20 protein-coding genes are annotated in these 25,974 nt (G+C 47.2%); 9 read left to right on the top strand and 11 right to left on the bottom strand.

What is annotated here, in order from left to right; all coding sequences use genetic code 11:
- Nucleotides 1–3: 3 nt before the first annotated feature.
- The gene (gene msrB / locus FC652_RS10870) at nucleotides 4–420 is read left to right on the top strand and encodes a peptide-methionine (R)-S-oxide reductase MsrB (protein WP_176298580.1); all 417 of its coding nucleotides are present in this window, start codon (nucleotides 4–6) and stop codon (nucleotides 418–420) included.
- A gap of 194 nt (nucleotides 421–614) precedes the next feature.
- Here msrB and FC652_RS10865 read toward each other — a convergent pair whose 3' ends face one another.
- On the bottom strand, nucleotides 615–1,433 hold the full coding sequence (locus tag FC652_RS10865; protein WP_176298579.1) for a DUF2989 domain-containing protein: 819 nt from the start codon (nucleotides 1,431–1,433) through the stop codon (nucleotides 615–617).
- Between the two features lie 104 nt (nucleotides 1,434–1,537).
- On the opposite strand from FC652_RS10865, the gene FC652_RS10860 reads away from it, so the two are divergent.
- Nucleotides 1,538–1,822 carry a YeaC family protein gene (locus FC652_RS10860; RefSeq protein WP_176298578.1) on the top strand — a complete coding sequence of 95 codons (285 nt, stop codon included), beginning with the start codon at nucleotides 1,538–1,540 and terminating at the stop codon, nucleotides 1,820–1,822.
- A gap of 85 nt (nucleotides 1,823–1,907) precedes the next feature.
- Here the strand turns inward: FC652_RS10860 and ansA are convergent, their stop codons facing one another.
- Together ansA and sppA are read right to left on the bottom strand one after the other, a co-directional pair.
- Nucleotides 1,908–2,921, bottom strand: a complete 1,014-nt coding sequence (gene ansA / locus FC652_RS10855) for an asparaginase (protein WP_017428836.1) — start codon at nucleotides 2,919–2,921, stop codon at nucleotides 1,908–1,910.
- 104 nt (nucleotides 2,922–3,025) lie between these two features.
- Complete coding sequence (gene sppA / locus FC652_RS10850; RefSeq protein ID WP_176298577.1) at nucleotides 3,026–4,876, bottom strand: signal peptide peptidase SppA; 1,851 nt, start codon at nucleotides 4,874–4,876, stop codon at nucleotides 3,026–3,028.
- A 245-nt stretch (nucleotides 4,877–5,121) separates the two neighbouring features.
- Between sppA and FC652_RS10845 the strand changes: the two genes are divergently transcribed.
- The 4 genes from FC652_RS10845 to FC652_RS10830 all read left to right on the top strand — a co-directional run bounded on the left by FC652_RS10845 (nucleotide 5,122) and on the right by FC652_RS10830 (nucleotide 10,849).
- Entirely contained in the window at nucleotides 5,122–7,134 is a 2,013-nt protein-coding gene (locus FC652_RS10845; protein WP_176298576.1) for an NADPH-dependent 2,4-dienoyl-CoA reductase, read from the top strand.
- 166 nt (nucleotides 7,135–7,300) lie between these two features.
- Nucleotides 7,301–7,849 carry an NAD(P)H nitroreductase gene (locus FC652_RS10840; protein WP_017790715.1) on the top strand — a complete coding sequence of 183 codons (549 nt, stop codon included), beginning with the start codon at nucleotides 7,301–7,303 and terminating at the stop codon, nucleotides 7,847–7,849.
- 85 nt (nucleotides 7,850–7,934) lie between these two features.
- A complete protein-coding gene (locus tag FC652_RS10835; RefSeq protein WP_176298575.1) occupies nucleotides 7,935–9,905 on the top strand; it encodes a DNA topoisomerase III in 1,971 nt (656 codons plus the stop codon).
- Between the two features lie 5 nt (nucleotides 9,906–9,910).
- Complete coding sequence (locus FC652_RS10830) at nucleotides 9,911–10,849, top strand: histone deacetylase (protein ID WP_176298574.1); 939 nt, start codon at nucleotides 9,911–9,913, stop codon at nucleotides 10,847–10,849.
- On the opposite strand, the gene FC652_RS10825 is transcribed toward FC652_RS10830, so the two are convergent.
- The 6 genes from FC652_RS10825 to FC652_RS10800 all read right to left on the bottom strand — a co-directional run bounded on the left by FC652_RS10825 (nucleotide 10,844) and on the right by FC652_RS10800 (nucleotide 17,366).
- Nucleotides 10,844–12,355, bottom strand: coding sequence for a phospholipase D family protein (locus tag FC652_RS10825; RefSeq protein WP_176298573.1), 1,512 nt, complete (start codon nucleotides 12,353–12,355; stop codon nucleotides 10,844–10,846). The genes FC652_RS10830 and FC652_RS10825 overlap by 6 nt on opposite strands.
- A gap of 132 nt (nucleotides 12,356–12,487) precedes the next feature.
- Nucleotides 12,488–12,955 carry a YhcH/YjgK/YiaL family protein gene (locus FC652_RS10820; protein WP_176298572.1) on the bottom strand — a complete coding sequence of 156 codons (468 nt, stop codon included), beginning with the start codon at nucleotides 12,953–12,955 and terminating at the stop codon, nucleotides 12,488–12,490.
- Nucleotides 12,956–13,090: 135 nt separating this feature from the next.
- Nucleotides 13,091–14,461 (bottom strand): TrkH family potassium uptake protein, encoded by a 1,371-nt coding sequence (locus FC652_RS10815; protein WP_255199158.1) that lies wholly within the window; start codon nucleotides 14,459–14,461, stop codon nucleotides 13,091–13,093.
- On the bottom strand, nucleotides 14,458–15,120 hold the full coding sequence (locus FC652_RS10810; RefSeq protein ID WP_176298571.1) for a TrkA family potassium uptake protein: 663 nt from the start codon (nucleotides 15,118–15,120) through the stop codon (nucleotides 14,458–14,460). Before FC652_RS10810 ends, FC652_RS10815 begins: the two co-directional genes overlap by 4 nt.
- 176 nt (nucleotides 15,121–15,296) lie before the next feature.
- On the bottom strand, nucleotides 15,297–17,117 hold the full coding sequence (locus FC652_RS10805; protein WP_176298570.1) for a DUF3413 domain-containing protein: 1,821 nt from the start codon (nucleotides 17,115–17,117) through the stop codon (nucleotides 15,297–15,299).
- A 21-nt stretch (nucleotides 17,118–17,138) separates the two neighbouring features.
- Nucleotides 17,139–17,366 carry a YejL family protein gene (locus FC652_RS10800; RefSeq protein WP_176298569.1) on the bottom strand — a complete coding sequence of 76 codons (228 nt, stop codon included), beginning with the start codon at nucleotides 17,364–17,366 and terminating at the stop codon, nucleotides 17,139–17,141.
- Between the two features lie 84 nt (nucleotides 17,367–17,450).
- Here FC652_RS10800 and yejK point away from each other — a divergent pair, with 84 nt between their 5' ends.
- Together yejK and FC652_RS10790 are read left to right on the top strand one after the other, a co-directional pair.
- Nucleotides 17,451–18,452 (top strand): nucleoid-associated protein YejK, encoded by a 1,002-nt coding sequence (gene yejK / locus FC652_RS10795; RefSeq protein WP_176298568.1) that lies wholly within the window; start codon nucleotides 17,451–17,453, stop codon nucleotides 18,450–18,452.
- 116 nt (nucleotides 18,453–18,568) lie between these two features.
- The gene (locus FC652_RS10790) at nucleotides 18,569–19,867 is read left to right on the top strand and encodes an Hpt domain-containing protein (protein ID WP_176298567.1); all 1,299 of its coding nucleotides are present in this window, start codon (nucleotides 18,569–18,571) and stop codon (nucleotides 19,865–19,867) included.
- Nucleotides 19,868–19,936: 69 nt separating this feature from the next.
- Here FC652_RS10790 and pflB read toward each other — a convergent pair whose 3' ends face one another.
- Both pflB and FC652_RS10780 read right to left on the bottom strand, forming a co-directional pair.
- The gene (pflB, locus tag FC652_RS10785) at nucleotides 19,937–22,213 is read right to left on the bottom strand and encodes a formate C-acetyltransferase (protein ID WP_176298566.1); all 2,277 of its coding nucleotides are present in this window, start codon (nucleotides 22,211–22,213) and stop codon (nucleotides 19,937–19,939) included.
- A gap of 288 nt (nucleotides 22,214–22,501) precedes the next feature.
- Nucleotides 22,502–24,049 carry a DUF3360 family protein gene (locus FC652_RS10780; protein WP_176298565.1) on the bottom strand — a complete coding sequence of 516 codons (1,548 nt, stop codon included), beginning with the start codon at nucleotides 24,047–24,049 and terminating at the stop codon, nucleotides 22,502–22,504.
- A 468-nt stretch (nucleotides 24,050–24,517) separates the two neighbouring features.
- On the opposite strand from FC652_RS10780, the gene FC652_RS10775 reads away from it, so the two are divergent.
- A complete protein-coding gene (locus FC652_RS10775) occupies nucleotides 24,518–25,903 on the top strand; it encodes a hypothetical protein (RefSeq protein WP_176298564.1) in 1,386 nt (461 codons plus the stop codon).
- Nucleotides 25,904–25,974: the final 71 nt, after the last annotated feature.

The following is a 25,974-nucleotide window of genomic DNA, read 5'->3' as shown; positions in this document are numbered from 1 at the left end:
GACGTGACAAAAGAAAGTAAAGTTGTGCTCAAGTCAGACCAGCAATGGCGTGAGCAGCTGTCTGAACAGGAATATCATGTGTGTCGTGAGCAAGGAACCGAACCGCCTTTTAGTGGCAAGTTACTGCACAATAAAGAGAGTGGGGAATATGCATGCACTTGCTGTGGTCAGGTGCTTTTTTCTTCCAGTAACAAGTACGATTCTGGATGCGGTTGGCCGAGCTTCGATGCGCCGATTAATGAGGCAGCAGTGCAGTATTTAGATGACTTTAGTCACGGAATGACGCGCACAGAGATACGTTGTGCTCGATGTGATAGTCACTTGGGGCATGTTTTTCCTGATGGACCAAAAACAACCGGAGAACGTTTTTGTGTCAACTCGGTGTCGTTAATTTTCAACAAAATTGAAACTAATGAGTAAAATTACACCGAACGCTGTTCTCCGCTTTCAGTCATATTGTGTCGCGCTATTATACTGAAAAAATCAAAATGGCTTTGAATCGCCAAAAGACAAAAACCTTCCATTGGGAAGGTTTTTGTTTGATTGCGCCACTCTTAGAGCGAAGAGCTGAACTAAAGCATCATTATAAGCCTATGGCGGCTAGAGGCATCAGGCTACAAGTCATTCGGGATCATCATAGCGCGATATTGGCCTTTTTTGAGCGCCGATGCGGCCTGTTCTGCAATAGAGTCTAATCGTTTATATTCTTCAGGGGGAAAACCAAACATCAGTTGCATTTCTCGCTCTGTAGCTAAGGGCACATCAAACTCTTTAGCTATCATCGCCCAAAGATAAGCATGTTTCATTTGGCCTAATCCCTGATACGTGCTTGCCAAAGATTTCAATGCATCTTTGTTTACTTTTCCATCTTTGGTCAGTTCTAAAGAATGATTAAGCAGTAGGATCGTTTTCGTTTGATCACGTGTGGTATAAAACGTTGCCAAGGCGTATTGCATTTCTGCGGTTTCTAGCGCTGGGGTGCCTTCCATTTGTAAAAACTGACGACGTGCGTTGGTGTTGCCTGTCTGACTCCAAAGAAAATAGAGGCTTTCAGGTTCACTTGAAGAACTGAGCTCTTGCACAATACGTTCAAGTTCAGAAATGCTATGCATCAGCGCATTAAAACGTTTTTGTTTTAACGCACTTTGATCGATGGGCGTAATTTGCGAAGCCAACTCCAAGCACTTGCGATACTCGGCGGTTAGCTTGTATTCCTTAATCTTGTTGTTGTCGGATGGGTTTTTCAGTACCTCAAAGCGATGCCAAATAAGATCCGTGCGTGCAACGCGGCACTGCCCGTCATCCATATTCAGTTTTTCACAGCGTAGCCCTGGTTGCGATTGGCATAGCTCTTCTGTGGTTTTGTTGCCTTCTAAGCAACCACCGAGGAACAGCGGCATGCTTAGGGCGAGTAGCCAAGTTTTCTTTCTCATGGTGGTTTGCTTGTGATCCATTACAACAATTTATTTACTGTTTCTTGACTCAGTTTAGTATCCAGATATGTTCTGTGAACAAAATGTTAGTGTAAAGGTATGTTATGAACACAGAGCAGCTACTCAGCGCAATGACACCAGAAGTTTACCAACGTCTGACGTATGCAGTAGAAACAGGACGTTGGCCAGAGGGTACACCACTTTCACAAACACAGCGAGATTCCTGTATGCAAGCTGTGATGTTGTATCAATCTAAGCACAATACTGAGGCAGAACACATGTCGGTGGCCGCGGGTGGAGAGATTTGTTTCAAGTCAAAGGCGGAGTTGAAGAAACAGTTTCAATCGGGTCAGGAAGATATTGTCCGCGTTAATCCAAATCGAGATTAGTCGTTATAGAACCTAGAACCTAGAACCTAGAACCTAGAACCTAGAACCTAGAACCTAGAATAGATCCAGGTTCTAGGTTTTTGCTTTATAAGCTCATTTCACCACGCAGCACTTGCTGCATTTGTGCTTTCACTTCTTCATAAGACAGATTTTGACTCAATAGGTAGTGAAGTTTTGCTAAGGCTGCTTCAGGCGTCATATCGTAACCGCTGATCACGCCTGCTTCTGCGAGGGCACAGCCAGTTGCATAGCCACCCATATTCACTTTACCCGCTAAACATTGCGTTAAGTTGACCACAATCACGCCGCGTTCAGACGCTTCTTTAAGATGGGCTAATAGCTCTGGATTTTGTGGCGCGTTGCCCACACCAAAGGTCAACAGAATCATCGCATTCACTGGCTGCAGTAAGGTGTTGCGAATCACTTCGTGTGAGATGCCTGGGTACATGGTGATCACACCGATGGGTTGCGGGGTGATGTTATGAACTTTGAACTCGCCTTCTGGTTGCGCGCCGACTTTGATGCTGTTGCTGATCTGGATGTTGATCCCCGCTTCAAGCAGTGGCGGTAAGTTTGGCGATGTAAACGCATTAAAGCCATCTGCGTGCGATTTCACACTGCGGTTGCCACGCATTAACTGATTGTTGAAGAACAAAGTGACTTCGTTAACCGGGTAATTGGCCGCAATATGCAGCGCGTTAAGCAGATTTGCTTGACCGTCAGAGCGCAGTTCCGCCAAGGGAATTTGAGAGCCTGTGACAATGACTGGCTTACCAAGGTTTTCCAACATGAAGGAGAGCGCCGAAGCGGTATACGCCATGGTGTCGGTGCCGTGTAGGATCACGAAACCATCGTATTTGTCATAGTTGTCACGAATGTCGTTGGCAATGTGTTGCCAATCTTCAGGGGTCATATCTGAAGAGTCCATCAATGGTTCGTATTCGTGAATGGTGTATTGCGGCATTTCTGGACGATGGAATTCCGGCATGTTTGCTAACTGCTTTTCCATGAAACCAGCGACAGGAATGTAGCCATGATCAGACTTCTTCATGCCGATAGTACCGCCAGTGTAGGCAATATAGATGTGTTTTCTTGTCATAGTGAGTGATCACTTAGGTGTAGGGGAACAGAGCGGCGATTATAGCGAAAACTTGGCCAAGAAAAAGAGGCATCTGCTACACAGATGCCTCTCACTTCTTACTTCTACTGCACTTCGCAGTTCAAACAGAAGGCGTAGTAGCCTTTCGGATCGTTAAAATTTTGCAACAGCGAAGCGTGCTGTTCCATTTGTTGGGCGACAGGCTGTAAGCTCGGTGGCAGGATGCTTTGAATATCGACACCCATAGAGATTTTCACTTGCTTCATAAACTCTTGGATAAACTGCTCTGTCGGTGAGAGTGGCTCTTCGACCCAGTAGAGGTTGTAGTTCTCTAGCTGAGCCATTTTTGCCGCTTCAGCCACGGCGTCATCGAAATCGCCGATTTGATCAACCAGTCCGTGTTGCAGCGCGTCGTAGCCGGTCCACACTCGGCCTTGAGCCACTTTATCCACCGCATCCAATGACAGATCGCGATTATCACCGACTAGGCTGATAAAACGTTGGTAACCGTGTTCAATGCCCATCTGGAACGCTTGTGATGCCCCTTTTGAAAGGCCTGTCGAGATGCCTTCACCAGAGAATGGCGATGTACCAACACCATCGGTGTAGACACCGAGTTTATTGAAGCCTTTTTCAAAGGTAGTAATGACGCTAAAAATACCAATCGAGCCAGTGAGCGTGGTCGGTTGAGCAATAATCTTATCCGCGCTCATTGAGATCCAATATCCGCCGGATGCAGCTAGGCTAGACATGGACACCACAATTGGCTTGCCAGCGTCTTTTAACGCCTGAACTTCGTTACGAATCACTTCCGAAGCGAATGCGCTGCCTCCGGGGCTATCCACACGCAATACCACTGCTTTTACTTTGTCATCATTACGAGCTTGACGTAGTAATCCGGCAACGGTGTCGCCGCCCACTGTGCCACGCGGTTGTTGACCATCCATGATGGTGCCGCTGGCGACGACAACGGCAACATCATCGGCATTCACATCAAAGTTATCGCGCATGGTTGCTCGGTAGTCGTAGTAGCTGATGGCTTTGTAGCTGTCATCCCCGCTCGCGCCAAACTTCTCGGCTAGTTGTGTTCTCAGTTGTTGGCGAGTTGCGAGCTCATCGACCAAACCCAGTTTGATGGAAAGGGCCGCAAGATCACCGTTGACGGATTTCAACTGAGACAGAAACTCCTCCATCGAAGGATTGAGTGTTTTTGGATCAATCTTACGGTTGTTCGCCACATCGTCTACATAGGCTCCCCACAGTTGCGTTAACCAACGTGTCGCAGATTCCTTAGCGGCTGGTGACATATCATCACGCACAAACGGCTCAATCGCAGATTTATAAGTGCCAACACGGAAAACATGCGTTGTCACATCGAGCTTTTCGAGAAGCGTTTTGTAATAGAGATTAAAAGCGCTATAGCCTTTCAGCATTACCCCGCCATCGGGGGCAAGGTAGATCTTATCTGCGTAGCTGGCGAGATAATATTGGCTCTGATTGTAAAATGAGCCAATGGCATAAATGGGCTTACCAGAGGCCTTAAACTCATTGAGTGCTTTGGCGATGTAACGCAGCTTGGTGAGGTTGGTCTCAGGCATATCGCGTAACGACAACACCAAACCAGTGATCTTCTCGTCGTCTTTGGCGTAGCGAATGGTGTCCACGACATCAAACAACACATTCTCTTTAGGAATCTCTTCCCCAAACAGTGAACCTGCAAAAGAATCCATCGGATTGATGTAGAGGCTTTGCTCGACGATAGGACCGGATAGGTTCAGCACCAATGCGGAAGGCTGCTCAACCTGAGGCTGAGTGTCATGGCCGTAGAAATAGATAAAGTAAACAAGCGCAACAGACAGTAGAAAAATCAGGTTGGTGAGTGCGAGACGCACAAAGGTAATGGCTTTCCATATTCCTTTAAAAACCAAACCGATGAGTTTGAATAATGATTTCATTGTTTCTCCGTAACGAGATGCCTCAACCATTCACATGAAAGATCGATATGATCGCCAAACTGGCGCCAACGCCATCAATAAGTCATGCAAAAGATAACAGTTATCAAAGCTTAACACGCAAATAATCCAAATGGCATAGCTCACTTAAGATTGATCGGTGTTACAAAAATGTAAACGCATGTTTGATTTTTTAGATAAGAGCTCATACTCTGGTCTGACCACGATAATAAAAATGGAAGTTTGTCATGTCTGCCATGTACCCACATTTGTTACAGCCTTTGGATCTCGGATTCACTCAACTGCGAAATCGAGTGCTCATGGGTTCGATGCATACAGGCCTTGAGGAGCATAAGGAAGGCTTACAAAAACTCGCTGCGTTTTACGAAGAGCGTGCCAAAGGTGGCGTCGGTCTGATTGTGACGGGCGGTTTTTCACCGAATTTACGCGGTCGTCTGCACCCGCTGAGTGCGGAATTTAGTAAACCCAAACACGCTCAAGCGCATAAAGTGGTGACGGAAGCCGTGCACAAACATGGCGGGAAAATCGCGCTGCAGATCCTGCATGCTGGCCGCTATGCGATGCATCCTTTTGCGCAAAGCGCCTCTGGCATCAAAGCGCCTATCGCGAAGTTCGCACCCAGCGAAATGAGCCCAAGGCAGATTCGCAAAACCATCGAAGCGTTCGCCAACAGTGCAGGTCTCGCGCAACTGGCAGGATACGATGGGGTAGAGATCATGGGTTCCGAAGGTTACCTGATCAACCAATTCCTGTGTAAGCGTACCAATATGCGTTATGACGAGTGGGGCGGTACCTACAAAAAACGCACGCGCTTTGCTGTGGAAATCGTCAAAGCGGTACGCAAAGCGGTAGGCAGTGACTTCATCATTATTTTCCGCCTTTCTATGTTGGACTTGGTGGAGCAAGGCAGCACGTTTGAAGATGTGATTATGCTCGCCAAAGCGCTCGAAGATGCAGGGGTGACGATCATTAACACTGGCATCGGCTGGCATGAAGCGCGAGTGCCGACAATCGCAACGCAAGTGCCTCGTGGCGCCTTCACTTGGGTTACTGAGAAAGTGAAGCCGCATGTCTCTGTGCCGATTGTGACCTGCAACCGAATCAACACCCCAGAAGAAGCAGAGCGCATTCTCGCTTCTGGTCAAGCGGACATGGTGTCGATGGCGCGACCTTTCCTCGCTGATCCGAATTTCATTGCCAAAGCTGAGCAAGCGAAATCTCACCTTATCAATACCTGTATTGGCTGTAATCAGGCGTGTTTGGACAACGTATTCAAGGGCAAACGAGCCAGCTGTTTGGTTAACCCACTGGCGTGTCATGAAACCGAGTTGGTGGTGACGCCTGCGAGTGAGAAAAAACGCATTGCGGTGGTGGGCGCAGGTCCTGCTGGGTTAGCGTGTTCAACCACCTTGGCGCAACGTGGTCATAGTGTTGATTTGATTGAACGAAATGATCGTATTGGTGGTCAGTTCCGCCTCGCGATGCAGATCCCTGGCAAAGAAGAATTTCGTGAAACCATTCGCTACTTCGCCAATATGATTGACGAAACAGGGGTGAACTTACGCCTCGATACCGACGCCACGTTAGAGCTGCTCAAAGAGTACGATGAAGTGGTGCTTGCCACAGGGGTTGAACCGCGCAAAGTGAATATCGACGGCTTAACCGAGAGCAGTAAAGTGATCGATTATCAAACATTGATCCGAGAGAAAACCCCAGTCGGCAACAAGATAGCGATTGTCGGTGCTGGGGGAATTGGTGTCGATGTCGCGAGCATGGTCACAGAACCCGCTCAGCACAACCTAGACGACTGGCTACAAGAGTGGGGCATCGATAAAGAAATGACGCAACCGGGTGGCTTGTACCCATTCCCGGATGCGATGAGTGACAAAACGGTGTGGTTGCTGCAACGTCGTAAAGGCGCGGTAGGCAAAGGTCCGGGAAAAACCACAGGTTGGATTCACAAGCGCACATTGGAAAAACGTGGCGTGAATTTGCTCGGGGGCGTGAGCTACGACAGTATCAAGCCTGAAGGATTGGAAATTACCGTCAATGGCAAGAAGCAGTTGCTTGATGCCGACACCATCATCATTTGTGCAGGGCAAGAATCGGTTCGCCCATTTGAAGACAAATGGCATGAGCTTGGCGATAAACTGCATGTGATTGGTGGGGCCGATTACGCAGGAGAACTGGATGCGGTTCGCGCGATTAAGCAAGGGGTCACGCTTGCGACAAAACTTTAATCGGTGAAGGTTTGAACATAAAAAATGCCGCGAAGTGATTCGCGGTATTTTTGTTTGAGCAGTTCTTGCGTAAATCGTGAATTTCCACAATAAACAGGCGGTTATATGGCGTAGTGAACTATGCTAAAGTGTAAACGCAAATCGATACCACTATAAGGATTCTTGGATGGACGCTCTCGATCTTCTACTTAATCGTCGCTCTATTGGTAAATTGGCCGCTCCAGCCCCAGAAGGCAAAGCACTTGAAAATATCATTCGTGCGGGATTAAGAGCCCCAGATCACGGCGCGCTGACGCCTTGGCGCTTTGTCATCGCGCAAGGCTCTGGCCTGCATAAGCTGTCAGACATCCTAGTGAAGGCGGCACAGGCCAAAGGCAGTGAAGAATCGGTGGTGGAAAAAGTGAAAAATGCCCCATTTCGTGCGCCGATGGTCATCACCGTGATTGCGAAAGTGACCGAGAGTGAAAAAGTCCCGGCATTTGAACAGCATCTTTCCGCGGGTTGTGCGGTGCAAGCAATGCAAATGGCGGCTGTGGCTCAAGGATTCCAAGGTTTTTGGCGTTCGGGTGAATGGATGTTCGATACGGAAGTGAGACAAGCGTTTGGCTTACAGGGAGACGATGCCATTGTGGGCTTCCTCTACTTGGGCAGCGCAGAATGTTCCGCGATGAAAGTGCCAGAGCGTGATCTGGCTAAATTTGTTGAGTATCTATAACTGTCTATACATACAGTTTTTGTTGATTTTTAAGGGCCACATCCGCTAATGTGGCCCTTTGTTTGTTGAGCTCGAAAAATTTGTTATGACCCGTCTGTTTATCGCTGAAAAACCCAGCTTAGGCCGCGCGATTGCTGCCGCATTGCCCAATCCTCAAAAGAAAGAACAAGGCTTTATTCGCTGTGGCAATGGTGACATCGTGACGTGGTGTATTGGACATTTGCTGGAGCAAGTTGAGCCAGACGCTTACGACGAACGTTATAAAAAATGGAATATGGCGGATTTGCCCATCATCCCTGAGCAATGGCAACTGCGCCCACGTCCATCGGCCAGTAAACAATTGACCGTGATTCGCAAGCTGCTAAAAGAAGCAAGTGAAGTGATCCATGCAGGCGACCCTGACAGAGAAGGGCAATTGCTGGTGGATGAAGTGCTGGATTACTGCAAACTGAGCCAAACCAAAAAAGCACAAACCCAGCGACTGTTGATCAGCGATCTAAACCTGCCTGCGGTTAAGCGTGCGTTGAATAGTCTGCGCAGCAATCGTGATTTCATCCCACTGTCGGTTTCTGCACTGGCACGCTCACGGGCTGATTGGCTTTATGGCATGAATATGTCACGCGCTTACACTTTGCTGGGGCAAAAAGCAGGCTATCAAGGTGTGCTGTCTGTCGGACGAGTACAAACGCCGGTATTGGGGCTGGTGGTGCGCCGTGATGAGGAAATCGAGAATTTCGTTCCGCGTGATTTCTTCACTCTTCACGCGCTGATCCCTTATCAGAATGGCAGTGAACCGTTTGACATCAAAGCACGTTGGAAACCGAGCGACGCTTGCCAGCCTTGGCAAGACGAAGAAGGGCGAGTCTTGAGTCGTAAACTGGTGGAAAACGTTGCCAGTCGTATTGCTAATCAACCCGCTACCGTGACGGAATCAGAACATAAGCAGACCAAGCAAGCCCCGCCTTTGCCTTATTCGCTGTCGGCGCTGCAAATTGATGCGGCTAAACGCTATGGTATGAGTGCACAACAGGTGCTGGATACGTGTCAGTCACTGTACGAAAAGCACAAACTGATCACCTACCCACGCTCGGATAACCGCTATCTGCCTAAAGAACATTATGTGCAAGCCGCCAGTGTCAGCCAAGCCATTGCCAATAATGCGAAAGAGCTGTCCGATGCGGTGAGTGGCGCTGATCTTTCTTTAAAATCGAAAGCGTGGAACGACAGCAAAGTCGAAGCCCACCATGCGATTATCCCCACGCCGAAACAAGCCAGTGTTAACGCGCTGTCTGGCTACGAAATGAAGATCTATCAATTGATCGCCAGACAGTATTTGATGCAGTTCTATCCCGCAGCCACATACGCTGAAGCCAAACTGGTGTTTGAGATTGCTGGTGGTGTCTTTATTGCGAAAGGTCGCCAATTGACATTTGCCGGTTGGAAAGCACTCACGGGAGCAACAGAAAAAGAAGAGGACGGCGCGGATACTGTACCACCTCTTGCGAAAGGCACGGTGCTCACCTGCCGAGAAGGGGTAATTAAAGACTGTAAAACCGAGCCGCCAAAGCACTTTACCGAAGCGACCTTATTGCAGGCGATGACGGGAATTGCACGTTACGTCAGTGATAAAGAACTGAAAAAAATCTTAAGAGAGACCGACGGATTAGGTACGGAAGCGACCAGAGCGGGCATACTCGACACTCTGTTTAAACGTCAGTTACTCTCTCGACAAGGCAAAGCCATTCTTAGTACTCCAGCAGGGAGAGGGTTGATCCATGCGTTGCCACAAGAATCAACTTATCCGGATATGACGGCTCACTGGGAGCACCAATTGCAAGGCATGGCTGAACGCAACCAAGCCTACCAGCCATTTATGGCCGCCTTACAACAGCGTATTTCGGAATTAATGCAGCAGGTCAAAACATCACCCGTACCGAGCTCGCTTCGTCAACTGCCACCAGTGGAGCGCCCAGCGTTTAAGCGCAAGAGACGCGCCAGTAGCAGCAAGAAAACGGCGTCAACCGCGACCCAAAAAAGAACCAACAAGTCGGCTTAAACCCCATGATGAGCATCCCTCTGATCTATCACCCAATCTACTCTCAGTTGCCCCTGCCAGAGGGGCATCGTTACCCGATCATGAAATATCACCATCTCTATCAAGCGGTGTGTCGATATCAGCAACAGCATCTCGAGTGGCAGCAGGCATTTGCTTTTTATCAGCCAGAAGCGTTATCGATTGAAGCCATCAAGCAAGTTCACCAACAAGAATATGTGGATCTGCTGACGACGGGTCTATTGCCTGCGGCGAAAATGCGCAGAATTGGTTTTCCTTGGAGTGAACAACTGATTGAACGCACGTTAACCTCAACCGCAGGAACTGTGCTGACAGCGGAAAAAGCCTTACAACATGGCGTTGCGATTCATCTTAGTGGCGGCTATCACCATGCCCATTTCGACTATGGCAGTGGTTTTTGCTTGTTCAACGATCTCGTGATGGCTGCACACAAAGCGTTGGAACACGCCAGCGTCGACAAAGTGTTGATCATCGATAGTGATGTGCATCATGGCGATGGAACCGCAACTTTATGCCAACAGCGCGACGACATTGTGACGCTTTCTTTCCATTGTGATAAGAACTTTCCTGCCCGTAAGCCGGACTCTGATCTCGATATTGGTTTGCCAAGAGAGTGTGGTGATGAGGCGTTTCTTGCGGCGTTTAAAGAGGTGGTTCCGATGGCAATACGTCTCCATCAACCGGATCTCATTATCTACGATGCCGGTGTCGACATTCATCATGAAGATGAGCTGGGATATCTCAACGTCTCCACCGACGCTTTGTATCAACGTGACGCTTTTCTCTTTGGGCAGGCCAAAGCCAATGCGATCCCGGTTGCCGCGGTGGTGGGTGGTGGATATCGCACGGATCATGAAGCGCTGGTGCCACTGCATTTGCAGTTGATACAAGCGGCTATGGACGTTTCGTTCTCATCGTCGTTATAGCTGTTCCTCAATCGGCAATACCCCTGCAAACCACGCACCGAAGCGTCGCCAAATGGAGGCTTCGGGTTCGGTGTTCAGCCAAGTTTGGCTTACGTGATCAAACCATGCGATTTTTCCTTGGTGCATCATCACTTGGTAAGCGCTTTGCTTAAGATCCTGCGGCAGTTTGCTTTCTGATGCTTGCACATAGTCGGGGTGTTCAATCACGGCAGCCATCTCGGTGTTGAGCAGTGCCGATCGTGGATCCCAGTTCATGGAACCCGCAAATAACATTTTGTGATCAATCAGCATCACCTTCGCGTGCAAACTTGAGCGACTACTTCCTGTAAGCGACCACTTACTATCAATTCTTGCACTGGCTTTGGTCTCCCAAAGTTTGATGCCCCCTTCGACCAACTGCTGACGATATTTAGCATACCAACCGTGCACCGCGAACACATCGTTAGAAGCAAGGCTATTCGTCACAATGGTGATATCAACGCCTCTCTGAGCAGCCGCAACCAAGGCTTGAGTGCCTTGCTCTGTCGGTACAAAATAAGGGGAAATCAGTACCAGTGAGTGCTCGACGTTTTTCAGCAGAGAAACCAAGTTTTCGGCCAACTGGTGGCTTTGGCTTTCAACTTTGTCGGGCAAGTCGTACCAAACTTGTCCTTTTCCCCAATACCATGGCAGCGTTTTGTTTGTGAACTGTTGATAAAGCGCAAGACGCGTAAAGTCATATTGCCCATCGGTGAATTGCGCTTCGAGTTGGCTATCGACTAGCCACTGGGCCACCTCTTGCTGAGTGATGGCTGCACTATTTGGCACAATCCATTCAATGGGAATGGCATGAAGGCTATTCCAATAGAGATCAAATTGGTCAGCGGTTTGCTGAACACTATTGCCGTAAAGCATCAAGTCAAAGTCGCCAAACTCTACTGGTGAATGGAATGAAAAATACTCATTACCCACATTACGGCCACCAACAATGGTCAGTACGCTGTCGGCGGTGAGTGATTTGTTGTGCATGCGTCGATTGAGGCGGGAAAAATCGCTGGCCATCGCAAGACCACGGGCGTTGCGGTACTGGTGTGGGTTGAATAAACGTATTTCAATGTTGCGATGGGCGCTTAATTGCGCCAGCCCTTGATCATTGTGCTTTTGCATATCATCGAGTAGCACGCGCACACGCACGCCTCTCTCTGCGGCTTCAAAGAGCCGCCAAGTGATCAATTGGCCCGTTTCATCACCGCGAAAAATGTAGTATTGCAAATCGAGCGTTTTGTCTGCCGCTTCGATAAGGGCTAAGCGAGCAAGCAGTGCATCATGCCCTCTTTCGAGTGGGAAAAAAGCAGTGAGGGATTCTCTATCTTGGGGGTGATGGTTGAGATAGGTCGACAAACGGGAATCAGTTTGATAGCCAAAATGGTGAGTGATGGTCTTTTCTGCTTGCTGGTGACGATCGACAGAGGTGCAGGAAGGCAGCACAAACAGGCTCAATAGCAGAACGATTAGGCGCAAAACCATCTCCTTTTATCTTGGGATTAACGGCTTCATTTTGGGCTTTGCGATGAGTTGGAGCAAGTATAAGTTCTCAGAACATCGCGTTTGAGCACGTAATGTCCTGAGTGAAAGGGGAGGCCGCAAGGCTGGAACTCTTTAATATTGGGACATGTCGACCTTTATAACGGCTTTTCTCACCTTTTCGCCATCTCCTTCTACCGCGATAAGTGGTCGATGAGGTTGCCCAGGGTAGAACACAATAAATTCATTTGCACTTAATGTAACAAAGCGCTCATCAATAACCTGGCGGCTGAACGCCAAATCACGTTCGGCAAGGTGATCTTCTTCAATGGAAGCGAAAGGCTGTAAGCTGTAGCCGAACGTCTCTTTCCCGCTTAACAGAATTTGTACGTCGAGGTAGCGCTGGTGGCATTCTGATTTTCTTAACGCGAGCGGCTGAGTATGGTCACTCATGACCAGAAAGAACGCGTTGTCGCCGTCTAACTCATGACGCCCATCTGCAATGGGCTCAGCCAGTTTAGCCAACACCTGCGCAATGATTTGCTTGAGATTTGAAGAGAGACAAGATGCAAAGGTGAGCTCTGTTGTTTTACCGACAAACACGGTGATTACCCCCAAAAAGAAAATAAAAGTCACAAACCAGTTTTACTGGTTTGCGACGATTTTACTGCTCGCGAAAGTAAACGCTAGTCATTTTTCGAAACGCCGTTTCTAAAATGAGATGTTGTGCGTGCTTTGCTAGCCCGTCAATACGGAATCTTCCGGGTATTTGATCAGGGTGGGTTCCGGCCTTGCCAGCATGTAAGCCAACGTTAGTGGCCCAATTCGACCAATGATCATCACCACAATCATGATGTACTTGCCTGGTTCTGATAGCTCAGCGGTTAAGCCTGCCGTTAAACCGACCGTGGCAAACGCAGAGATGGTTTCAAACATCACTTTGTCAAACTGAGCTTGCTCGGTGATCATGAGTAAGAACATCGCCGTGGTAAGGATCGCGCCGCTGACCACAATGATCGCGAGAGATTTGGTCACGGTTGGCCAGTTTACGGTGCGCTTAAACATCACCACATGTTTTTTCTGACGCAAAAACGCCCAGGTCGCCATAAACGCGACAGCGAAGGTGGAGACTTTGATCCCTCCGCCAGTCGAGGTGGAGCCCGCACCAATCAGCATCAAGATGATCATGATCAGCAGCGCCGGTTGCGTGAACTGGGCGAGGTCGACACTGTTGAATCCGGCTGTTCGCGCGCTGGCGGATTGGAAAAAGGCGGCAAGCCACTGCCCAGAAACACTTAACTCGCCCATCGTATTGGCATTGTGTTGCTCTAAGACGAAGAACAACAGCGTACCAATCATGAGCAGTGCAGGGGTGGCGACTAACATGATTTTGGTGTGCAAATGCAGGAAGTGAAAACCGCGTCGCCAGTTCATCCACACATCCCCCACCACAGTGAACCCCAAGCCACCGAAAATAAACAGTGCAGCGAGGGTGAATATCACCAAGGGATCGTCAACGAAGCTCATCATACTGTCAGAAAAGAGCGCAAAGCCTGCATTGTTAAATGCAGAAATAGCGTGGAAAAGGGCATAAAACAGCCCGCTTTGCCAGCCCATTTCCGGCACCCAACGAAACGCCAACAACACAAAACCGATCAACTCTGCCACACAGGCGAAAATAACGATTTTCTTCACTAAACGGCGCAAGTTCACCTGCCTGTCTTGGCCGAGCGCCTCTTTGGCTAACGCTTGCTGGCGAAGACTCAGCTTTACACCAAACATATAAAGTAGGACAGCTGAAAGCGTCATTTGTCCCAAACCACCGATTTGCATCAGCAGCATCAGCAAGATTTTTCCTGCTAAGGTGAAGTGTTCACCGGTATCCACCACACCAAGTCCAGTCACACTAATGGCGGATGTTGCGGTAAAAAGCGCATCGGTTATCGACAAGCCCGAGACAGAAAAAACGGGCAATGTCAGCAGGATTGCGGAGGGTAATAGCACGGCCAAAAAACTAAGCAGAATGATGCGAGGCTCATTCCCTTTGCTCTGTTTCGATGCTTTATCGGCAAGGTAAAACAAGCCGTTGTTAGAAGAAAAAGGATTCATAGTGAGCTAAGTTTGTTTGCCAACGCATCTTGTGGGCCAACCAAAATGATCATGTCACCAATTTCGAGTTCGACATCTAACTCTGGGGCTTTGACCAGTTCGGGACCACGTTTAAACCCAAGTACCTGCACGCCGAAGACTTTACACAAAGCCAGTTCGCCAAGGGTTTTGCCCATTAAGCGTGAACCAACCACAAATTCGGTCATGGCCAAACCACTGCCAAGTGGGTGAAATTCGAGAACACGTTTATCGAGCATCTTCCTCGCCACGCGGATCCCCATATCGCGTTCCGGCATGATGATGTGGTCTGCGCCGATTTTTTGCAAAACTCGAGCTTGGAACTTGTCGTTAGCTTTGACCCACACGGATTTGACGCCCGCTTCTTTGGCAATCAGAGTGGCCAAAATGCTGGCGTTCATATCCGCTCCAATCGCGACCATCACCATGTCGTAGTCATTTAATTTCAACTCAGCCATCGTCTCTTCATGAGTGCAGTTCGCCACCAGAGCTTGACTAACGAAGCTTGCAGCTAACTTGACGCGTTCTTCGTTGACATCGATCGCCAATACCTGAGCGCCGGAATCCGTGAGTTCCTGACACACCGCAAGACCAAAACGGCCTAAGCCAATCACCGCAAATTGTTTTTCTGCTCGTCTCATGAGCGCCTCATATTCGATGGAATTCGACGGAAAAGTCTGCGCCTAATTTCATGTCGGTGCAAATTGATTGATAAGAAATTGACAGAATATTCACGAAAGTTACCCATAGGTTGCAAAATGACAGGTCACCAACCTGAGGATATAAAAAAGGCCACTCGTTTTGAGTGGCCCTTTGTTTAGTTACTTTTCGCGTAGAAACGCTGCAGTTCGGTCAGCCCCTGCATTAAAACAGGCAGCTTCGGACTGTCATCGCGAACTCTTTGGTAGTGCTCATCATACAATTTGAAATTGCCAAACTTATCGATCACCGTGGTTTGATTTGGCGTGATCAACGCGATTTCGCGGGTATCGCCAGCGAGAATCCAGCGGCGTCTACTTTCATCAAACAGATTGCGGCCAGAGCTGAAATCAGCCGGATTCGACGCGACCCCCATCAGATCTTGAAGTAGGGTCACGGAGAGATCCAAATGACTGGTGCTTTGGCTAAATTGTGCAGGCAGTTTTCCTGGCCAATGGATGACCATAGGCACTTGCAACTGGTAGCGACTGTAATTGCTGTTCGCTCCCCAGCTGTTGGTTTTGGTTTCGTTAAACTCACTACCATGGTTTGAGGTGATGATCACCACAGTGTTATCGCTTAACTGCTGCTCATCTAGGACTGCAAAAATACGTTGTAGCGTATTGTCGGCTTTTAGCACCGCCTCATCGTAAGCTTGCTTAAACTTATCGCTTGCGTTGGCCGAGCTTGGCAGTGAAGCGGCTTCAATATCATCCAGCTCTGTGACTTCGATGTAACTGAACCAAGGCGATTTAGCTTGGTCTGATAGCCACGCATTCCACGCGTCTACAGCTTGTGCATCTGAATAGGTCACCGTTTGTTCTGCGTTTTTCTCTGCTTCGAGCTGTGTGGCCAAATTCTGATTACGGAAGATAACTTCACTATACAAGGGCTCGTTAAAGCCATTGCCACTGAACAAACCGAACTGATAGCCCTGATCTTGGAGGACTTTTAAGAAGATCGGTACGGTGCCTTGCGCCTTAATGCTGCTTGCATAGCTGGTCGGTAGGCCATAGAAGAGGCCAAAAATACCGTAGCCATCGTTACTTGAGCTGTAGTGGTTGGTAAACCACTGGTTTTTAGAGGCAAACTCAAACATATTTGGCATTTGTTCAGCAGACAAGCGATCGCGGCGCAAATTGCTGACACTGACCATCAAGACATTCAAATTATTACCACGACGGTTGAACGTCAGCTGTTCTAAAGGATAACGAACCAGCTCAACACTTTTCTCATTGGCCTCAAGACGTTTTAAATACTCGTCTCTATCTAATAGGCCGTGTCTCTCCATAAAGCTCTTCGCTGTCATTGGGTAGGAGAGTGGGAAATTGGCGCGTTGACTGGTTACCGGATTGTAGAAATACGCATCTGACCACATGTAAATCAGATGACTAACGATAAAACAAACAAAATAGACCGTGGCGATCGGACGGCCAATGTGTTTGTGCGCGAGCTTACGTTGTTTTTTCCACACCCATTCAGAGAGACCGAGTTGGAGGAAGAAAATCAACGGAAGCACGATAAATAGGTGTTGTAAATCGGTGCTTATCGCCGATTTCTCATCGCTAAACAGCAGTTCCCATACCACAGGAGTCAAGTGCAAGTTAATGCTTTGGTAGGCTTGTGTATCGATGAGTAATATCGTCAAACCCGCAGTAGCAAAGACCACGGAAGTGAGCCGGAACAGCCTTTGTGAGGGTAGGACAAAAGTCAGAGGAAACAGAATCAGCAGGTATAAGGCAAACACCAAAAAGCCAAAATGCCCAACCCAAGAGACAAGCAAGTAAAACTGCCCCAATAAGGTTTCTGGCCAAGGGGACTGAGTGATGTAACGCGTACCGATCAACATCGCAGCAATGATGTTGAAAAACGCGAACCAGTGCCCCCACCCAACTAATCTGGATACGCGCTCGCCGTAAGAGTTTCCGCTGTCAACCATGTCTGATTCTGTTATCCGTTATTAATGAGTTTTTGGTTCTTTTAAAGAAGAGATCAGTGCTTGTGCAAATTTTTCAGCAATGAGTTTGCGTTGCGAAGCAGCAACTTGTTGATTCAAAACGTTTGTTGCGATGTTTCCTGCAATCATTAATGAAAGCTCAGGTGTTGCGCCATGTTTGTCTAGAACAGCCCCAATCTCGGTCAGAATGGATTCCACTTGTTCGTCGGTGTATTTCGATGTAATCGGCATAAAAACTCTAATAATGATAGTAAAAGCGGCCTATGATAACCTACAATGCCTCGCAACTAAAACCTTGAAGCAAGATAAAATACTATGAGCCTGCATCTTTCAAACGTTATTCTGCATCAGCTTAGTAAAAATGATCAGGATGAGCTAATGGTTAACTACCGTTCTGAGTCCCTGGTCAATGATTCTTCTACAGAAAATCTGGTCGCTGAGCTGCACCGAGTGTTCCATTCTAAAGCTGGAAAAGGCTTTGGTAGCTTTCAATCTGACAGCGAATTTCAGATTTGGCTCAATGAATTGCAGCGCGGTGAGCTGAATTTTTACGACTTCTCACAAAAATGTGCAGTAAGACTGAAAGAAGAGTTGGCGAAATACCCATTTGCTGATGAAGGTATTTTGGTCTTTGCTGAGTACCAAAGCTTGGCAACAAACTATCTCTTCGTTGGTATCCTTCCGCTCAACATGAGCTTGAAAGTCACCGAAGGTCTTGATATCAGTGCGACCGATTATTTGGATATCAATAAGATGGATATCGCCGCGCGTATTGATTTATCGGTGTACGAAGCAGATAAAGAGTCCAACCGTTACCTCTCTTACATTAAGGGTCGAGTTGGCCGCAAAGTGGCGGATTTTTTCCTCGATTTCTTGCAAGCGGAAGTGGGCCTAGACAGCAAGCAGCAAAACCAAGTATTGATGCAAGCACTCGATGACTTCTGTACCGATGCCAAGTTGGAAAAACAAGAAGTCAACGAGTACAAAAAGCAGGTCTATGAGTACTGTAACGGCCAGATCAAAGCGGGTGAAGAAGTGGAAATTCGCGAACTTTCTGGTGAGTTACCGCCAAGCCCATCTGGTGCAAGCTTCTTAGAGTTCACTCAAGAGCAAGGTTACGGTTTGGAAGAGAGCTTTCCTGCCGACCGAGGTTTAGTACGTAAGTTGACCAAATATGTTGGCGCGGGTGGTGGTCTTAACGTGAGCTTCGACAGCTTGCTGTTGGGTGAGCGCATTTTCTACGATCCAGAAACCGACACTTTGACGATTAAGGGCACACCACCAAACTTGCGTGACCAACTGACGCGTAATCGTTAATCCATACCATTCAAAAAAAGAGAGCGAATGCTCTCTTTTTTTGTGCCCTCACAACATGTTAGCTGTTAGTGTTATAAGCTTAAAAAGGAATGAGTTTTTCTGAACAAGGATGAAACATGGTTTGGTTGAGCCGCTCGCGGGCATTTCGTTACTCATTAGGCATTTTCATAGCCTGGTTGTGCGCTGTTTCTTTCATTTTTATTCAAGTGACCAATATGCGCACGGTCGTCGATGCAATTGAAGAAATTGGCAATAAAATTGAAGAAGTTCATGCATCATTTACTTACGATCGAGAGCAGCGTATTCAACGGCAAGACGAAATCTCACTGGATATACAACTCATTTATGCCCTTCGAATTCAACTGCAAGCCAACTACGTTGATTCCCTGTTTGCGCCAGACATTTCCCAGTTTCTTCATTCCACCGATCGTTATCTCGACAGTGTTAACGCCATGCTCGAGATTGAAAGTGAGTTGTCGGCGTTGGTTTCAGAGATTCGTGATCAACGCAATCAATACGCGAGAAACGAAGGTTTACTACTATTTGCTTTGCTCGGTTCCTACGTATCAGAAGCCACTTTAAGCAGTTCGATACGTATCGCCGCTGTGTTCAAAGATATTGATGATTTGGTACTGACTTCAGCCTCCTTACCTGATGAACAAAGAGTGCCTTTTCAGAAGCTGCTTGCTCAAACCGCCATCGTGTTGGGGAGAAATGCAGAAATAAATCATTTGGTTCACCAAATAAGCAATCATGAAGTTTACAACCAGCAATCTTGGCTTGAAGAGCAATACCATCGGTTAGTTTATCGAGCAATGGCGATGGTGGTGATCAGCAGCTTGCTTGGTTTTCTTGGGCTATTGGGGTTACTGCTTGGGTCTAAACAGACAGAAGAGAACGGCAACAAAATAGCAGCGAGTGCGAAACGAGAGAACAACACAGATTCAGCGTCTCGAACGGACTCTTTGTTACCCATGGCAGATTTGGCACAAACGACGCCTTTGCCAGCAGAAAGGGAACCTTTAGCACAAAGTCACACGGAATCTCTGGCTAAGGAACCCGCATCCTTGTTGCCCATTAACGTGGATCTGATGATGGATTCACTCTCTGGCGATAAAGAGTCAGTATTGCTGTTATTGAAAGTGTTTGTGCAAGATCACTCTAATGAGCATCGCCACTTTCTTGAAGCCATGCAAACCGACAGAGAGAGCGCACAGCGAATTGTACATAGTCTGAAAGGCGTTGCCGCAAGTTTGGGTGCGAACGAGCTGAAAGTGGTGTCGATGGAGATTGAAATGGCGATGAAAGAAGGGAGTGAACCTACAGAGCAACAACTCGAGACGTTAAAGAGCAGTTTAGCCAAAACCATCGAATATGCTCAGCAGCTGATTAATGGCAACGTGGCCATTCATTAACCCATGGCATGCTAGGACAAATAAAAAAACCGGCAACTGAGTGCCGGTTTTTTCTAACTGAGCTCTAGATTATAGAGATTCAGTGAAAGTACGCGCGATAACGTCTTGCTGCTGTTCTGCAGTTAGAGAGTTAAAGCGAACTGCGTATCCAGATACACGGATAGTCAGCTGTGGGTACTTCTCTGGGTGCTTAACTGCGTCTAGAAGCGTGTCACGGTTTAGAACGTTTACGTTCAAGTGTTGACCGCCTTCGATGCCCGCTTCGTGGTGGAAGTAACCATCCATCAAGCCTGCAAGGTTAGCACGTTGTGAGTTCTCATCCTTACCTAGAGCATTAGGTACGATAGAGAAGGTGTAAGAGATACCATCTTTAGCGTGTGCAAACGGTAGTTTACCTACTGAAGTTAGCGACGCTACCGCACCTTTCTCATCACGACCGTGCATTGGGTTTGCACCTGGTGCAAATGGAGCACCTGCGCGACGACCGTCTGGCGTGTTACCTGTCTTCTTACCGTATACCACGTTAGAAGTGATAGTTAGGATAGACTGAGTAGGAACCGCGTCACGGTATGTCTTCAGCTTACGGATCTTGTTCATGAACACTTCAACAAGTTCACAAGCGATATCATCTACGCGAGCATCGTTGTTACCGAATTTAGGGTAGTCGCCTTCGATTTCGAAGTCGATTGCTACGCCATCTTCGTCACGAATTGGTTTCACTTTCGCGTACTTGATTGCAGATAGTGAGTCAGCTGCGATAGATAGACCAGCGATACCACAAGCCATTGTGCGGTAAACGTCACGATCGTGCAGTGCCATTAGCGCTGCTTCGTAGCTGTACTTGTCGTGCATGAAGTGGATTGCGTTTAGTGCAGCAACGTACTGCTTCGCTAGCCAATCCATGAAGTGGTCTAGGCTGCTCCACACTTCGTCGAAGCTTAGGACTTCTGAAGTGATCTTAGGCATTACTGGACCAACTTGCATTTTCAGCTTCTCATCAACACCACCGTTGATTGCGTAAAGCATCGTTTTTGCAAGGTTTGCACGAGCGCCGAAGAACTGCATTTGCTTACCAACAACCATTGGAGATACACAACATGCGATCGCGTAGTCGTCAGAGTTCATGTCTGGACGCATTAGGTCGTCGTTTTCGTACTGGATTGAAGAAGTATCGATAGAGACTTTCGCACAGAACTTCTTGAAGCCTTCAGGTAGTTGCTCAGACCAAAGTACAGTGATGTTTGGCTCTGGAGAAGGACCCATAGTGTATAGAGAGTTTAGGAAACGGAAGTTTGAACGCGTTACTAGCGTACGACCGTCAAGACCCATACCACCCATAGATTCTGTTGCCCAGATTGGGTCGCCAGAGAATAGATCATCGTACTCAGGAGTACGTAGGAAACGAACCATACGTAGTTTCATTACGAAGTGGTCGATCATTTCCTGAGCTTCAACTTCAGTGATCTTACCTGCAGCGATATCACGCTCGATGTACACGTCTAGGAACGTAGAAGTACGGCCTAGAGACATTGCAGCACCGTTTTGAGACTTAACAGCCGCTAGGTAGCCGAAGTAAGTCCACTGGATAGCTTCTTGTGCAGTTTCAGCTGGGCGAGAAATATCGTAACCGTATTTCGCTGCCATCACTTTCATTTGACCTAGAGCGCGGTGTTGCTCAGCAATTTCTTCACGAAGTTGCATCGTCATTTGAAGATCTTCACCGTTCTCAAAACGCGCTTGTAGAGACTTGAATTGAGCCAGTTTGTCCTTCATTAGGAAGTCGATACCGTAAAGTGCAACACGGCGGTAGTCACCGATGATACGACCACGGCCGTAAGCATCTGGAAGACCAGTTAGAACACCAGACTTACGACAAGCTAGGATATCTGGAGTGTAGATATCGAATACGCCAGCGTTGTGTGTTTTGCGGTATTCAGTGTAGATTTTAGAGATTTGAGGGTCTAGTTCACGACCGTAAACTTTACAAGAACCTTCAACCATGCGGATACCACCGTTAGGGATGATAGCGCGTTTTAGAGGTGCGTCAGTTTGTAGACCAACGATAGTCTCTAGATCTTTTTCAATGTAGCCTGCATCGTGAGCAGTGATGGTAGAGATTAGGTCAGTATCGAAATCAACTGGAGCGTGAGTTGAGTTTTCAACTTTGATACCTTCCATTACCTTAGCCCAAAGCTTGTTAGTCGCTTCAGTACCTTCAGAAACTAGGAAAGATTCGTCGCCTTCGTACGGAGTGTAGTTCTTTTGAATGAAATCACGAACGTTTACTTCGTTTTGCCAGTCACCTGCTGCAAAACCTTCCCAAGCTTTAGCAAATTGCTCTGCCATGACATACCTACCTTTTTAGTAGAAAAAACACGTACTGTTGTGGCTGTTGAGCCAGCCATCCTCATATTAAAGAGGAGCAGTACACTCTTATGAATAACAATATGTATCGATTTGCGAACTGTTCATAAAATGATACATATTGTCACTGAGTTACACGTCTTGCCTTATCAACTTGCCTCTAGGGTATACTAAAATTTTTTTGCAAACCTTAAACTAAATCAATAAAAGCCAGTTAAATTCAAAAAAATTTGGGTGGTGACCAGCACCACCCACACTTTTTTTGAAAGCTTATAGCCAAGCTTTGATGCCGTATTGGCTTTCTAGCATACCTACAGCAAGCATAGCAACTAGACAGATAATAAGAACACCACCCGGAATCACTACTTTATCGACAAAAGACAGTTTAGATGCACGCTCTTTGTCGCCGATTAGGCCATTATTATCTAGTAGCATAGTCAGTGCCCATGCAAGTACAGGGTTCACAACCGCAGAACCGAAGATACAGATACCCGCTGCTTGTGAATCTTTTGTGCTACGAACCATCTGCATACCCGCTTCAAGTAGCGGTAGGAATACACCCACTAGCAGCGCACAGCGCATTACTGGTGGCCATACCGCAACGTCCATTGGGAAACCAAGAACCGCAATCGTCATCACCAAACAGCCTAGGATAATCGCACCGCCAGGGATTGGACGCTTCGCAATCGCAGCTGGGATCATGTAGGTACCCCAAGATGATGTGATGTTACCACCACCAAGCGCAGTACCCACCATTTGACGGATAGAACACATGGTCATCGTGTCATCGACATCCATCAATACTTTTTCAGTCTTCTTAGGATAGTTCAATTCTTGGAAAATACGGTGGCCAAGGAAATCTGGCGACCACATTGCTACCGCTAGAATCGCAAATGGTAGAGAGGCGATAAAGTGCTGCAGTGTTGGTAGGCCAAGTTGCCAACCTGTCTCAGTGCTGCCCCACCAGTAAACTGGGTTCAGGTTAGGTAGGCCCATTTCCGTTTCGAACTTAAGATCGAAGCCCGCACCAAGTGCAAGTGCAATCACCAAGCCGGTAAACGCACACACTGGGATTGCCAACCAACGCAGGTTCAGTTTAGCAAGCAGTGCGTAAATAACGATGTTAATGCCAAGCACAACCAAACCAATGTAGCCTAGGCTGCCAGCAGCCACGTCGGCAGATTGCAAGCCAACGGCCCATTCTTGAATGGAAGTAATTTGGCTCATCGTCCCAGTAAAGCCGAGGAAGATCAACAAGCCACCTGCCGTACCTTCGGAGGTGAGGTTCACCAGTTTAGAACCACCTTTAAAGTAGCTCAGTAGTAGACCAAACACGCCAAGTAGAAGTGCCAATGCAAGAGGGTGAGCACCAGCGAGAGCAATCGCGCCGATAAGAGGGATCATTGGACCGTGGTTACCCGCTAAGTTGGCTCGTGGGTTCACAAAGCCAGAAGCGATAACACAGAAGAATAACGCAGGGAACAACATTTCCACACGCGCCACTTCGATAGCAAATTCTTTACCTAAGTTAACGTGGTCCCAAGCTTGAGTTAAACCGTCTGCCCAAGACATCATTACTGCAGAGTACATCGCAATAATACCGATAGTACCAGCAAGCGCAGGAACAAGGTCCTCAAGTTCAAAACGGAAGTCACGACCAGGAAGGTTCAAACCGAAACGGCGTGGTTTCATGATTTGCAGTTCGTGGTCTAGGTAGTCTGAGCGGCTGGCAAATTCAGATGCTGGGCGATGAAGCTCACTGTAGCTCTTCGTTTCAATATCTGAATCAGAATGCACTTTATTCACTGCGTCTGACATAGATTCCTCATATATTTATAAAAGTTAGTAATTCTTTCTGAATTCTAGTGTTCCGCTTCCTGCGGTTTTGTCCTAACAATAGCCATCGCTAGGTGTTTGCTCTATTGTCGCACGAAGGCTACGTGCCTAAGTATGGCTAAGTTTTACTATTTTTGATGACTGGGATCAGCCTCAACTTTACCGCCGAGTCTAGCAAGTTAACCCTTTAGGATGATTGATTTAGATCACTTTAAGAAAAGATGTGAAAGAAAACTACAGAAAGTAGCCAGTATGAGAAAAGTCCTTGGTTTTTATGTGTAATTTGCTTTCAGAGCGGGGCTATTTTTAGATAAATTTTAACGGATATGCGTCTTGGTGAGCATTATTGAGCGGATAGTGAGTAGGGAATAACACAAGTTGGCGCTATTTTTGCAAGAAAGCCGTCAGTGATTTTTATTTGGCGAAATGTTGCCGTATCAGGATGAGAGAATGACAAAATTTAAAATGATGCCGCTGGTGGCCATGATTTCTGCTGGATTAATGGGTTGTGGTAGTAGCAGTAGTGATGGTGGGAGTGCTCCAACTCCAGCGCCTTCGCCAACGGACTATGTCTCTTTACAATTTATTCAAAAAGTTGGTAAGCAACTGTCAGTTCCTAGCGGATGTACTGTTTTGTCCAAAGATACGAGCACTACGCCGACTGAGTTGACGTATGCTAAGTTGGCGAGTGATGTCCGTGTGGTCGCTCATAAAGCTAATGGGGCGATAGATAACAATCTAAAACTCGTGCCGAATGAATCGGGTGTACTGAAAATTGATAAACATAAGCTCGAAGATGGGGGATTTGTTTCTATTATCGATTCACCTTCTGATTCAAAACCGTTTTATTCTGTTATGTCGATTCAGAAGCAATTCCTAGAAAATCAGTTAATTCAAATTGAACGAAACCAAGGTAATGTTGGCTGTTATAAATACGGAAAAGAGTTAGCGACAGTTTCAGCTGATGTTGCAGTATTTACTTCTAACCTGCCGAATGGCGCGAATGGTTTTCAGTATCTTTCGTCCCAGTTTGATTCAGGAATTGTTTCTTCTAACATAAAAAATGTCACGACAAACACGAATGAACCTGTTCTTGTTAAGAGCTTTCTAACGGGAACATTAAATGGCTATGGATTCGCAACCAATCTAAACACAAATCAGGCGCAGGTAATGTTAGAGCCTCTTGACACAACGGTGACATGGAGTGATGGTTTAACGGGTAACTCTCGCTTGGACTCGCTAAAAATATACGTAGCCAAAAACAATCATGTTAACTTTTGGACCGAACCCGCTGTTTCAACTGTCCAACCTTTTGATATCACATCCAACGAGCAAAATTGGCATTATTCAGCTAGTGGTATGGCTGAAAACTGGTCGCTTAAGTTGAACGGCGCTTTTTCATCTGCGCTTGATATCGGGTTGCCGAATACGCTTACCGTTTCTGATATTGCGCCTGTTGTCACTAATGCATCATCCAAAGGAGTGATAGTGACAAGTGGCGTTGCCTCATCTGGTAGATTGTTGATTCGCGCTAAGTATACGCAGTCTTCTGGTTCTGGATCCTCACTAAAGACCTTAGAGCATGTGGTTGTTGGTGAATCAGTTAGCGGCGAAATAATAGTTCCAGATTTGGGCTTCGAGGATTTGTCGGCAGTTATGCCAGAATCTCTAAAGACAGAACTATTTGACATCGATGAGTTGAGTGAGAAGCAGCTACAAAATCTTTTACGTCAATATGAAAGCGAAGATATCGTAGCGTTTGTTATTCCGCCAAGTGATAAGGAACTGAGTTCTTATTTGTCACAAACCGCGTCATTCACATCGCTAGCTCGTTGATGTAAATAAATTGTAATGACGTGACATTCATCAATCTTAAATAGCCTCCCCATGGAGGCTTTTTTTATGCC

The organism is Vibrio sp. 05-20-BW147, assembly GCF_013369385.1.
Lineage (GTDB): Bacteria > Pseudomonadota > Gammaproteobacteria > Enterobacterales > Vibrionaceae > Vibrio > Vibrio floridensis.
Note: the sequence above shows the minus strand (reverse complement) of the source record. Positions and strands in the feature narration are given on the sequence as shown.